The following is a 13,254-nucleotide window of genomic DNA, read 5'->3' on the forward strand; positions in this document are numbered from 1 at the left end:
ACTCCTCCCACCGTGCTTCCGCAGTGGTGGGAGGCGTGCGGCGTCCCCACCCGAAAGACGGAGATACCCTGTGCTGCGCACCATCGGCAGGCGACTGCTGTTCCTGATCCCCACTCTCATCGGCCTGAGCATTCTGCTCTTCGCCTGGGTCCGCGCCCTTCCCGGAGGGCCCGCCGTGGCCCTGCTCGGCGAACGGGCCACACCCGACGCGATCGAACGCATCAACGCTCTCTACGGCTTCGACAAACCGCTCATCGAGCAATACTTCATCTGGGTCGGCCGTCTCCTGCAGGGCGACTTCGGCACCTCGATCCAGACCAACCGTCCTGTTCTGGAAGAGTTCCTGCGCCGGTTCCCGGCCACGATCGAGCTCTCGATCGCCGCGCTCATCTTCGCCGTCGGCATCGGCATCCCGCTCGGTTATTGGGCGGCCCGCCGCCACGGCAAGTTCACCGACCACGCATCCGTCGTGATGAGCCTGATCGGAATCACCATCCCGGTGTTCTTCCTGGCATTCATCCTCAAATACATCTTCGCCGTGCAGCTGGGCTGGCTCCCCGCGGACGGCCGTCAGAATCCCCGCATCGATGCGACGCATCCCACCGGCTTCTACGTGTGGGACGGCATCATCACCGGCGAGTTCGACGCCGCGTGGGACGCCATCCTGCACCTGATCCTGCCGGCGCTCGCGCTCGGCACGATCCCGCTCGCCATCATCGTGCGCATCACGCGCGCGAGTGTGCTCGAGGTACAGAACGCCGACTACGTGCGCACCGGCCGGGCCAAGGGCGTCGCGCGCTCGACCCTGCGCGGACGCTTCATCCTGCGCAACGCCATGCTGCCGGTGATCACGACCATCGGCCTGCAGACGGGGCTCCTGATCTCCGGCGCCGTCCTCACCGAGACCGTCTTCGCCTACCCGGGAGTCGGATCCTTCCTCGCCCGGGCGATCTTCACGCGCGACTTCCCGGTTCTGCAGGGCTTCATCATCTTCATCGCGATCGTCTACGCGCTGATCAACCTGGCCGTCGACGTCTCCTACAGCCTGATCGACCCGAGAGTGAGGGTCCAATGAGCATTCCCCTTCCCCCCGCACAGGGCGGCGAGGTCATCGACACCGTCGCCGTCGCGCAAGCGCAGCTCTCCGACAACAAGGGCGGCTTCTGGAGCGATGTGTTCCGCCGCCTGCGGCGCAACCCCACAGCCTGGATCGGTGCGGTCATCGTCGCGCTGTTCGTGCTCGTGGCGGCCCTGGCGCCGTTGCTGGCCCCGTACCCCGAGACCGCGCTTCCCGGAGCCCGCTTCATCACGCCGACCCACATCCCCGGGCCCGGCGAGCTGCCCGAGTTCCCGCTCGGCCTCGATCGGTTCGGCGGCGATGTGCTGTCGAAGCTGATCTGGGGTGCGCAGGCATCCCTGCTGGTCGGTGTCATCTCGACGGCGCTGGGCCTCGTCGGCGGAATGCTGCTCGGGCTGATCGCCGGAACCTTCGGCGGCTGGGTCGACACGCTCATCATGCGGATCGTCGACATCATCCTCTCGGTGCCGAACCTGCTGCTCGCGGTCTCCATCGCCGCGATCCTCGGTCAGACGCCGTTCGCCGTCATGATCGCGATCGGTGCCTCCCAGGTGCCGATCTTCGCGCGGCTGCTGCGCGCCTCGATGTTGCAGCAGCGATCCAGCGATTACGTCCTCTCGGCGCAGACGCTCGGCCTCGGGCGTGGGCGCATCACGATGTCGCACGTGCTCCCGAACGCGATCGGCCCGGTCATCGTCCAGGGAACGCTGACACTGGCGACCGCCGTGATCGACGCAGCGGCGCTGTCCTTCCTCGGTCTCGGCGGCGGACGCCCCGAGACCGCCGAGTGGGGCCGCATGCTCACCTACGCGCAGGCAGAGCTCTCGATCGCCCCGTGGCTGGCCTTCCTGCCCGGCATCTGCATCGCCGTCACCGCTCTCGGCTTCACGCTGTTCGGCGAGGCGCTGCGCGAATCGATGGATCCGAGGACGAGGGCACGCTGATATGGACAAGGAACAGAACATGGGCACGCCGCTGCTCGAGGTCTCCGACCTCGCCGTCGACTTCAGCACGATGGACGGCGTGGTGCACGCCGTCGAAGGGGTGAACCTGTCGATCAGCGCGGGGGAGACCGTCGCGATCGTCGGGGAGTCCGGATCGGGCAAGTCCACGACGGCCATGGCCATCATCGGCCTGCTCGCCGGGGGCGGTCGCATCGCCGGCGGCAGCATCCGCCTCGACGGGCGGGAGATCTCGACAGCATCCGAGAATGAACTGCGCCGCATCCGCGGGCGCGACATCGGAATGGTGCCGCAGGACCCGATGTCGAACCTCAACCCCGTCACGAAGGTGGGCACGCAGGTCGCCGAGACGCTGCTCGCGCACGGCCTCGCGACCCGGCAGGACGTCGATGCGAAGGTGGTCGAGGCGCTGGAGGCCGCCGGGCTTCCGGATGCCGGGAAGCGCGCCAAGCAGTATCCGCACGAGTTCTCCGGCGGTATGCGCCAGCGCGCGCTCATCGCGATCGGCCTCGCGTGCAAGCCGCGGCTTCTCATCGCCGACGAGCCGACCAGCGCCCTCGACGTCACCGTGCAGCAGACGATCCTCGATCAGATCGGAGCCATGACGCGCGAGCTGGGCACGGCCGTGCTGCTGATCACGCATGACCTCGGCCTCGCCGCCGAGCGCGCCGAGCGGGTGATCGTGATGCACCGCGGCAAGGTCGTCGAGCAGGGGCCTGCTCGCCAGATCCTGGATGCGCCCCAGCATCCGTACACGCAGTCGCTCGTGAAGGCCGCGCCGTCGGTGGCGGCCGCGCGCCTGCGGCCGGAGGCCTTCGCCTCGCAGTCCGCCTCCCCGGAGGCCGTTGAGCGAGCCGCAGGGGAGCCGACGCCGACGGCATCCGACAACATCGTCGAGATCTCGAACCTCACGAAGGTCTACCCGGTGCGCGGGCGCGGCGACGACTTCGTCGCCGTCGACGACGTATCCCTCGCGATCCCGCGCGGCAAGACCGTCGCGATCGTCGGCGAGTCGGGGTCGGGGAAGACCACGACGGCACGGATGCTGCTGAAGGTGATCGAGCCGACGAGCGGCATCATCACCTTCGAGGGCCAGGACATCTCGACGCTGGACCGTGCGCAGATGCGTTCGTTCCGTCAGCGGGTGCAGCCGATCTTCCAGGATCCGTACTCGAGCCTGAACCCGATGTTCACGATCGAGCGGCTGATCGCCGAGCCCCTGGAGTTCTACAAGCGGGGGAGCCGGGCCGAGCAGGCCCAGCGGGTGCGGCAGCTCCTCGACGACGTGGCTCTTCCGCAGTCGATGCTGCGCCGATATCCCTCCGAGCTCTCGGGCGGTCAGCGTCAGCGTGTGGCGATCGCCCGGGCGCTGGCGCTCTCGCCCGAGCTGATCGTGTGCGATGAGCCGGTGTCGGCTCTGGACGTGCTCGTGCAGGACCAGATCCTGCGCCTGCTGGGGGACCTGCAGCGCGAGTACGGGCTCAGCTACCTGTTCATCTCGCACGACCTGGCGGTCGTGCGCCTGATCAGCGACTATGTGTGCGTCATGAAGGACGGCGCGCTCGTCGAGGCGGCGTCCTCCGAGGAGATCTTCACGAATCCCCGCGACCCGTACACGCGTCGTCTGCTCGCGTCGATCCCCGGAAACGAGCTCAACATCGCGTGATCCCGACGTCGTTTCGCGGCGCCGGATGCTATTACCCCAGCATTCGGAATTGGTCAAGGATTCTTCTTGCCATGTCGTGAAATCAGACGTATAGTTGTTCTTTGCGCCTCGGTTCTCCCTGCCCTCATATGGTGGTCGGCAGATGTTGAGCAAGCGAGCGTGCACTCCACCTGACGACAAAGGAATCGAGAAGCCCCGCGGGGCTCACGGAGGTTATTCCCTTGGCTGCTGCTCCCAACGCATCCACATCCACCACCAACAAGAACGGGCGCGGCGTTTCCCGCCTCTCGTTCGCGAAGATCTCCGACACGCTGACGGTCCCCGACCTTCTGGCGCTGCAGACCGAGTCCTTCGACTGGCTCGTCGGCAACGAGGCCTGGAAGGCCCGCATCGCGGAGGCCAAGAAGGCGGGCCGCAAGGACGTCAACCTGGTTAGCGGCCTCGAGGAGATCTTCGAGGAGATCTCTCCGATCGAAGACCTCAGCGAGACGATGCAGCTGAGCTTCACCAACCCGTACCTCGAGCCGGAGAAGTACTCGATCGACGAGTGCAAGGAGCGCGGCAAGACGTACGCCGCCCCGCTCTACGTCGAGGCCGAGTTCATGAACCACCAGACCGGTGAGATCAAGACCCAGACGGTCTTCATGGGCGACTTCCCGCTGCAGACCAGCCGCGGAACCTTCATCATCAACGGCACCGAGCGCGTCGTCGTCTCGCAGCTCGTCCGCTCGCCGGGCGTCTACTTCGACAAGACCCCCGACAAGACCTCCGACAAGGACATCGTCTCGGCGCGCGTCATCCCCTCGCGCGGTGCATGGCTCGAGTTCGAGATCGACAAGCGCGACCAGGTCGGCGTCCGCATCGACCGCAAGCGCAAGCAGTCCGTCACGGTCTTCCTCAAGGCGCTGGGCCTGACCAGCGAGGAGATCCTGGCCGAGTTCGCCGGTTTCCCCTCGATCGAGGAGACGCTCGCGAAGGACACGATCCTCACGAAGGAAGACGCGCTCCGCGACATCTACCGCAAGCTGCGTCCGGGCGAGCAGGTGGCCGCCGAGGCCGCACGCGCGCTCCTCGACAACTTCTACTTCAACATCAAGCGCTACGACCTCGCCAAGGTCGGCCGCTACAAGATCAACCAGAAGCTCGGTCTCGACCAGCCGCTGGACTCGTCGGTGCTCACCGTCGAGGACATCGTCGCGACGATCAAGTACCTGGTGCGCCTGCACCGCGGCGACGAGACCTTCGAGGGTCTGCGCGGCGGCAAGAAGGCCGAGATCCGCATGGCGACGGATGACATCGACAACTTCGGCAACCGTCGCATCCGCGCGGTCGGCGAGCTCATCCAGAACCAGGTCCGCACGGGCCTGAGCCGCATGGAGCGCGTCGTGCGCGAGCGCATGACCACGCAGGACATCGAGGCGATCACGCCGCAGACCCTGATCAACGTGCGCCCCGTCGTCGCCGCGATCAAGGAGTTCTTCGGAACCTCGCAGCTGTCGCAGTTCATGGATCAGAACAACCCGCTCGCGGGTCTGACCCACAAGCGCCGTCTGTCCGCGCTGGGCCCCGGCGGCCTTTCGCGCGACCGCGCCGGCGTCGAGGTCCGTGACGTCCACCCCTCGCACTACGGCCGCATGTGCCCGATCGAGACTCCTGAAGGCCCCAACATCGGTCTGATCGGCTCGCTCGCGACCTTCGCGCGCATCAACTCCTTCGGCTTCATCGAGACCCCCTACCGCCGTGTCGTCAACGGCACGGTCACGTCGGAGATCGACTACCTGACCGCGTCCGAGGAGAACGACTTCATCGTCGCTCAGGCCAACGCCGCGCTGAAGGCCGACGGCAGCTTCGCCGACGAGCGCGTGCTCGCACGTCGCCCCGGCGGCGAGGTCGACATGTTCGACCCCGAGGAGATCGGCTACATGGACGTCTCGCCGCGCCAGATGGTGTCGGTCGCGACCTCGCTCGTGCCCTTCCTCGAGCACGATGACGCACAGCGCGCGCTCATGGGCGCCAACATGCAGCGCCAGGCCGTCCCGCTGCTGCGCAGCGACTCCCCGTACGTCGGAACCGGTATGGAGGGCTACGCGGCCATCGACGCCGGTGACGTCATCACCGCCGAGAAGCCCGGTGTCGTCGCGGAGGTCTCCGCGGACCGCGTCGTCGTCCAGCTCGATGAGGGCGGAACGCAGGAGTACTACCTGCGCAAGTTCGACCGCTCGAACCAGGGCACGTCGTACAACCAGAAGGTCGTCGTCTCGGCCGGTGAGCGCGTCGAGGTCGGCGAGATCATCGCGGATGGACCCGCCACCGAGAACGGCGAGCTCGCGCTCGGCAAGAACCTGCTCGTCGCGTTCATGACCTGGGAGGGCTACAACTTCGAGGATGCGATCATCCTCAGCCAGGACCTGGTGAAGGACGACACCCTCTCCTCGATCCACATCGAGGAGTACGAGGTCGACGCCCGCGACACGAAGCTCGGCAAGGAGGAGATCACGCGTGACCTCCCCAACGTCAGCCCCGAGCTGCTGAAGGACCTCGACGAGCGCGGCATCATCCGCATCGGTGCCGAGGTCCGCCCCGGCGACATCCTCGTCGGCAAGGTCACGCCGAAGGGCGAGACCGAGCTCTCGGCCGAGGAGCGCCTGCTCCGCGCGATCTTCAACGAGAAGAGCCGCGAAGTCCGTGACACCTCGCTGAAGGTTCCCCACGGCGAGCAGGGAACGATCATCGCCGTCAAGGAGTTCAACGCCGAAGAGGGCGACGACGAGCTCGGCTCGGGCGTCAACCGCCGCGTCGTGGTCTACATCGCTCAGAAGCGCAAGATCACCGAGGGCGACAAGCTCGCCGGCCGCCACGGAAACAAGGGCGTCATCGCGAAGATCCTGCCGGTCGAGGACATGCCGTTCCTCGCCGACGGAACCCCGGTCGACATCGTCCTGAACCCGCTCGGAATCCCGGGTCGCATGAACTTCGGCCAGGTGCTGGAGACCCACCTCGGGTGGATCTCGAAGCAGGGCTGGAAGGTCGAGGGCAACCCGGAGTGGGCAGCGACCCTTCCCGAGGAGGCCTTCGAAGCCGCTCCCGGCACGAAGGTCGCGACCCCGGTGTTCGACGGTGCTGAAGAGCACGAGATCGCCGGTCTCCTCGAGTCGACGCTGCCGAACCGCGACGGTGACCGTCTCATCGGCCGCTCCGGCAAGACGCAGCTGTTCGATGGTCGTTCGGGTGAGCCGTTCCCGGCTCCGATCTCGGTCGGCTACATGTACATCCTGAAGCTGCACCACCTGGTCGACGACAAGATCCACGCGCGCTCCACGGGCCCGTACTCGATGATCACCCAGCAGCCGCTCGGTGGTAAGGCGCAGTTCGGCGGACAGCGCTTCGGTGAGATGGAGGTGTGGGCACTCGAGGCTTACGGTGCCGCATACGCCCTCCAGGAGCTCCTCACGATCAAGTCCGACGACATCCTCGGCCGCGTCAAGGTCTACGAGGCGATCGTCAAGGGCGAGAACATCCAGGAGCCCGGCATCCCCGAGTCGTTCAAGGTGCTCATGAAGGAGATGCAGTCGCTCTGCCTGAACGTCGAGGTCCTCTCGGCAGACGGCACGGCGGTCAACCTCCGCGACACGGATGACGAGGCCTTCCGCGCAGCGGAGGAGCTCGGCATCAACATCTCCAGCCGATTCGAGTCCGCCTCGATCGACGAGATCTGACGCTGACGCGTTCAGCCTCACGATTTCGCAGAATTTTTATTGAGACACAGGAGAACTAGTGCTCGAGTCCAACACCTTCGATGAGCTTCGCATCGGCCTGGCCACCGCGGATGACATCCGCGGATGGTCCTACGGCGAGGTGAAGAAGCCCGAAACCATCAACTACCGCACCCTCAAGCCCGAGAAGGACGGTCTGTTCGGCGAGCAGATCTTCGGCCCGAGCCGTGACTGGGAGTGCGCCTGCGGCAAGTACAAGCGCGTCCGCTTCAAGGGCATCGTCTGTGAGCGATGCGGCGTCGAGGTCACCAAGAGCTCGGTGCGCCGTGAGCGCATGGGTCACATCGAGCTGGCGGCCCCCGTCACGCACATCTGGTACTTCAAGGGCGTTCCCTCGCGCCTCGGCTACCTGCTCGACATGGCGCCGAAGGACCTCGAGAAGGTCATCTACTTCGCCGCGTACATGGTGATCTCGGTCGACGAGGATGCTCGTCACCGCGACCTCGCCACGCAGGAGAACAACATCCGCCTCGAGCTGAAGACGCTCGGCGACCGCCGCGATTCCAAGATCGCGGAGCGCCTGGCGAAGCTGGAGGAGGAGCTCGCGGCTCTCGAAGCCGAGGGTGCCAAGGCCGACGCCAAGAAGAAGGTCAAGGACGCGGCTGAGAAGGAGATGACTCTGCTGCGCAAGGGCGCGGACGAGGCCATCGCCCGTCTCGAGCGCGTGTGGGAGGACTTCCGCACGCTCGAGGTCGGCGCTCTGCGTCCCGAGGACGACGTCTTCCACGAGCTGCAGGACCGCTTCGGTCAGTACTTCGAGGCCCACATGGGTGCGGAGTCGATCAAGCGCCGCCTGGAGAGCTTCGACCTGGCAGCCGAGGCCGAGAGCCTGCACCTGCAGATCTCGGAGGGCAAGGGCCAGCGCAAGATCCGTGCGATCAAGCGACTGAAGGTCGTCAACTCGTTCCTCGAGACCGGCATGAGCCCGGCGTCGATGGTTCTGGACGTCGTCCCGGTCATCCCGCCGGAGCTGCGCCCGATGGTCCAGCTCGACGGTGGCCGCTTCGCCACCAGCGACCTGAACGACCTGTACCGTCGCGTCATCAACCGCAACAACCGTCTGCGTCGTCTGATCGACCTCGGCGCCCCCGAGATCATCGTCAACAACGAGAAGCGCATGCTTCAGGAGGCCGTCGACGCCCTGTTCGACAACGGCCGTCGCGGCCGTCCGGTCACCGGTACGGGAAACCGTGCTCTGAAGTCCCTCAGCGACATGCTGAAGGGAAAGCAGGGTCGTTTCCGTCAGAACCTGCTCGGAAAGCGCGTCGACTACTCGGGCCGTTCGGTCATCGTCGTCGGCCCGCAGCTCCAGCTGCACCAGTGCGGTCTGCCCAAGCAGATGGCGCTCGAGCTGTTCAAGCCGTTCGTCATCAAGCGCCTGATCGACCTCGGTCACTCGCAGAACATCAAGGCCGCCAAGCGCGCCGTCGAGCGCACCCGTCCCGAGGTCTGGGACGTGCTCGAGGAGATCATCCGCGAGCGTCCGGTGCTGCTCAACCGTGCACCCACCCTGCACCGTCTGGGCATCCAGGCGTTCGAGCCCCAGCTCGTCGAGGGCAAGGCCATCCAGCTGCACCCGCTCGTCTGCGCCGCGTTCAACGCCGACTTCGACGGTGACCAGATGGCTGTGCACCTGCCGCTGTCGGTCGAGGCTCAGGCCGAGGCGCGCGTGCTCATGCTCGCCTCGAACAACATCCTGAAGCCGTCGGACGGCCGCCCGGTGACCCTGCCCTCGCAGGACATGATCATCGGTCTCCACCACCTCACGGTGCTGAAGGACGGCGCTCTGGGCGAGGGCCGTGCATTCGGCTCCGTCTCCGAGGCGATCCTCGCCAAGGACGAGGGCACCCTCGACCTGCAGGCGAAGGTCCGCATCCGCATCCCGGGTCTGTCCTTCCTCGAGGGCCAGGGCCCTGAGGGCTACGAGAACCACGGTCTCGTGGACACCTCGCTCGGACAGGCGATCTTCAACGCGACGCTGCCCAAGGGCTACCCGTTCGTGCGCGAGCCCGCCGACAAGGGCAAGCTCTCGCAGATCGTCAACAAGCTGGCCGAGGAGTACCCGAAGGTCGAGACGGCTGCGACGCTGGACCGCATCAAGGATGCCGGCTTCTACTGGGCGACCCGCTCGGGTGTGACCGTCGCGCTCAGTGACGTGATCACGCCTCCGCGCAAGAAGGAGATCGTCGCCGGTTACGAGAAGCAGGCCGCGAAGGTCCAGTCGCAGTACGACAAGGGTCTGATCACCGACGCAGAGCGCCGCCAGGAGCTCATCCAGATCTGGACGTCCGCCACAGACGAGGTCCAGGCCGCGATGATGGACCACTTCCCCGAGGACAACACCATCAACCGCATGGTGACGTCGGGCGCACGTGGTAACTGGCTGCAGATCCGTAACATCGCGGGTATGCGTGGTCTGGTGAGCAACCCGAAGGGTGAGCTCATCCCGCGTCCGATCATCTCCTCGTACCGCGAGGGACTCTCGGTCGCCGAGTACTTCATCGCGACGCACGGTACCCGTAAGGGTCTGGCCGACACCGCTCTGCGCACCGCCGACTCGGGTTACCTGACCCGTCGTCTGGTGGATGTCTCGCAGGACGTCATCATCCGCGAGCACGACTGCGGCACGTCGAAGGGCCTGGCCCTGCCGATCGCCGCTCCGAACTCGCAGGGCGAGCTGGTCCGCGATGCGAACGTCGAGAACTCGGTGTTCGCCCGCACGCTGGCAGCCGATGTCGTGGGCGAGTCGGGCGAGGTCCTCGCATCGGCCGGCGACGACGTGGGCGACGTGCTCATCGACAAGCTCGTCGAGCTCGGCGTCGAGGAGATCAAGGTGCGCTCCGTGCTCACCTGCGACTCGGCCGTCGGCGTCTGCGCGCAGTGCTACGGCCGTTCGCTCGCGACCGGCAAGACGGTCGACATCGGTGAGGCCGTCGGCATCATCGCCGCACAGTCGATCGGTGAGCCCGGTACCCAGTTGACGATGCGTACCTTCCACCTGGCATCCGCCGGTGACATCACCCAGGGTCTGCCCCGCGTGCAGGAGCTCTTCGAGGCTCGTACGCCCAAGGGCGCTTCCCCGATCGCCGAGGCCGATGGCCGCATCACGATCGAGGAGAACGACAAGGGCAAGAAGGTCATCCTCACGCCCGACAACGGTGATGAAGAGGTCGTCTACCCGGTGCTGAAGCGTGCAACGCTTCTCGTCGAGGACGGCCAGCACGTCTCCGTCGGTCAGCCCCTGCAGGTCGGCACGCTCGACCCCAAGGAGGTCATGCGTGTCATGGGTGCCCGCGAGGTTCAGCGTTACCTCGTCAACGGCGTCCAGGGCGTGTACCGCTCGCAGGGAGTGCCGATCCACGACAAGCACATCGAGGTCATCGTCCGTCAGATGCTCCGCAAGGTCACCGTCGTCGATCACGCCGACACGACCCTGCTGCCGGGTGAGATGGTCGACCTCAAGCGCTACCAGCAGATCAACCGCGAGGCCGTGGCCGAGGGCAAGCGCCCCGCGTCGGGCCGCTCGGAGCTGATGGGTATCACGAAGGCGTCGCTGGCAACCGAGTCGTGGCTGTCGGCCGCCTCGTTCCAGGAGACGACCCGTGTGCTCACCGAGGCTGCGATGCAGGGCAAGCGCGACCCGCTGGTCGGTCTCAAGGAGAACGTCATCATCGGTAAGCTCATCCCCGCCGGAACCGGTCTGTCGAAGTACCGCGACATCACGGTCGAGGCGACGGAAGAGGCCAAGAGCGAGCGCTACCCGAACCGGATCTTCGCATCCGACGGCGCGTACGCCGAGGGCGACTTCGGTTACGTCGACTTCGACGCGTTCTCGACCGACGACGTGACGCCCGGTACCTACAACTGAGCGTGACTGACTGAAGAAGGCCCCGATTCCGCATGGAATCGGGGCCTTCTTCGTGGGCGGGACTCAGCCGAAGAGGTTGTCGACGATGCTCGCGGTGTAGCCGGTCGGGGAGAGATTCGAGTACTGCGTGTCGATGAGGATGCCGCCGCGCCAGAACAGGGTGCGCCCATCGGCGACCGGGTACAGCTCGTTCTCCCAGGTCTTCTCGCAGCGTGTTCCGCCTTGGCTCTCGTAGCAGGTGAAGTCCTCCTCGGTGACGAGGTCGTTCAGCATCTCCAGAGCGGGTCCGCGCCTCTCATAGGAGATGTAGGTGGCGAGCCCGGTGGTGTCGGCGCGCGGGTCGGCCCACATGCACAGCAGCGAGCCGTCGGCCTGCCGGCCGCCGTTCTCGCCGATCGCGGGGTCGTTCAGCGGGATGCCGTCGAGTTGAGCGAGCACATCGGCGGAGAGGATCGCGCGGCAGTCGTTCGGGATGACGACCGGTTCCTCGGTCGGCGTCGGTGTCGGGGTTGGGCTCGGGGGCGCCGTCGATGGTGCGGATGCCGAGGGCGAGGAGCTCGGCGGTGAAGATGCTTCGGAGGCCGGATCCGCAGGCGCGGAGCATCCAGCGATGCCCGTGACGGATAGGAGCAGGGCCGCGATGAGCGCGGAGCGCTGTGCCTTCATGAGCACACCGTAGCGCGCAGATGTGCGCGGAGGGAGACAGCGGTGCCGTCCCGGGCCAGAATGTGAGGATGCAGGAAACCTCCCCCTCCGTCGTGGTGATCGGCGACGCGCTCATCGACGAGATCCGAGACGGTACCGCTGTGCGCGAACTGGTGGGAGGGGCGGCGCTGAACGTGGCCGTGGGGCTGCGGCGTCTCGGGGTTCCGACGACGCTGATCGCGATGGTCGCAGGCGACGAGGCGGGGGAGCGGATTCGCGAGCACCTCGCCGAGCATGGTGTGGTGCTCGTTGCGAGCGCGGCCCCGCACGGCTCCTCTCGGGCGATCGTCACCCGCACGGCGGACGGCGAGCCGATCTACGTCTTCAATACGGCGGCGCAGCGGCGCAGCATCCGATACGGGGAGGAGGCGCGCGCAGCGATCGCGAAAGCCGACCTGACCGTCATCAGCTGCTTCCCCTTCGACGTTCGCCGCGAGGTCGATGCGGCGATCGAGGCGCTGGCGGGGGCGCGCGTTGCGATCGACCCGAATCCGCGTGCGGGGATGCTCAGCGATCGGGCGGAGTTCGTGCGCGGTTTCGAGCGGGTGGTGTCGGATGCTGCGATCGTGAAGGTCGGTGCGGATGATGCCGCGCTGCTCTACGACGGTGATCTCGACGCTTTGCGCGAGCGGTTGCGGGGGCTCGGTGCCCGGGCGGTTCTTGCCACGGCGGGGCGCGACGGTGCGGTCCTCGAGACGGATTCGGGTGTGGTCTCGGCGCCGATCACGGATCTTCCCGGATCGATCGTCGACACGGTGGGAGCGGGGGATGCCACGCTCGCCGCCGTCGCGGAGGGGCTGATCGGCACCCGCCCGGAAGCGCCCGAGGAGTGGCGCCGACTGCTGGATCGGGCGATGGATGTCGCGGCCGCGACGTGCCGCGCGGAGGGCGGTCTGCTGCGCACCCCCGAATCGTTCGGGGTCGCGAAACGCCAGGCGGAAAATTCTTGATCCCTCGATTTCTTACACCTGGCTCTGACCGGTATGCTTATAACTCGTGCCCCCGGTTGGCTGTATAAGCTGGACGGGTGTGCGCTTGGCAAGTTACCCAAGTGGCCAAAGGGAGCTGACTGTAAATCAGCCTGCATTGCATTCGGGGGTTCGAATCCCTCACTTGCCACCACCTAGAAACCCGCGGGATTCCGCGGGTTTTCGGGTATCCAGGGCGATGCTGCTTTCTCAGCAAGACGAGACAAGGGCTTC

Annotated in this window: 7 protein-coding genes and 1 tRNA gene; 7 read left to right on the forward strand and 1 reads right to left on the reverse strand. The window is 66.4% G+C overall.

Annotated features, from left to right (window positions below; genetic code table 11):
* Nucleotides 1-70: 70 nt before the first annotated feature.
* The 5 genes from ACWAUG_RS04185 (at nucleotide 71) to rpoC (ending at nucleotide 11,347) form a co-directional block, all read left to right on the forward strand.
* Nucleotides 71-1,075 (forward strand): ABC transporter permease, encoded by a 1,005-nt coding sequence (locus ACWAUG_RS04185; protein WP_298037457.1) that lies wholly within the window; start codon nucleotides 71-73, stop codon nucleotides 1,073-1,075.
* Nucleotides 1,072-2,022, forward strand: coding sequence for an ABC transporter permease (locus tag ACWAUG_RS04190; protein WP_460801450.1), 951 nt, complete (start codon nucleotides 1,072-1,074; stop codon nucleotides 2,020-2,022). The genes ACWAUG_RS04185 and ACWAUG_RS04190 overlap by 4 nt, the downstream gene beginning before the upstream one ends.
* Before the next feature lie 19 nt (nucleotides 2,023-2,041).
* Nucleotides 2,042-3,706, forward strand: a complete 1,665-nt coding sequence (locus ACWAUG_RS04195; RefSeq protein ID WP_298037464.1) for an ABC transporter ATP-binding protein — start codon at nucleotides 2,042-2,044, stop codon at nucleotides 3,704-3,706.
* Between the two features lie 221 nt (nucleotides 3,707-3,927).
* Nucleotides 3,928-7,422 (forward strand): DNA-directed RNA polymerase subunit beta, encoded by a 3,495-nt coding sequence (gene rpoB / locus ACWAUG_RS04200; RefSeq protein WP_460801452.1) that lies wholly within the window; start codon nucleotides 3,928-3,930, stop codon nucleotides 7,420-7,422.
* Nucleotides 7,423-7,480: 58 nt separating this feature from the next.
* Entirely contained in the window at nucleotides 7,481-11,347 is a 3,867-nt protein-coding gene (gene rpoC, locus ACWAUG_RS04205) for a DNA-directed RNA polymerase subunit beta' (RefSeq protein WP_460801454.1), read from the forward strand.
* 63 nt (nucleotides 11,348-11,410) lie between these two features.
* Here rpoC and ACWAUG_RS04210 read toward each other — a convergent pair whose 3' ends face one another.
* Nucleotides 11,411-12,013, reverse strand: coding sequence for a hypothetical protein (locus ACWAUG_RS04210; protein WP_298038534.1), 603 nt, complete (start codon nucleotides 12,011-12,013; stop codon nucleotides 11,411-11,413).
* A gap of 68 nt (nucleotides 12,014-12,081) precedes the next feature.
* On the opposite strand from ACWAUG_RS04210, the gene ACWAUG_RS04215 reads away from it, so the two are divergent.
* Complete coding sequence (locus ACWAUG_RS04215; protein ID WP_460801456.1) at nucleotides 12,082-13,002, forward strand: PfkB family carbohydrate kinase; 921 nt, start codon at nucleotides 12,082-12,084, stop codon at nucleotides 13,000-13,002.
* Between the two features lie 87 nt (nucleotides 13,003-13,089).
* A tRNA-Tyr gene (locus ACWAUG_RS04220) sits at nucleotides 13,090-13,174 on the forward strand.
* The last annotated feature ends 80 nt before the right edge of the window (nucleotides 13,175-13,254 follow it).

It is taken from the genome of Microbacterium sp. GXF6406 (assembly GCF_054798215.1).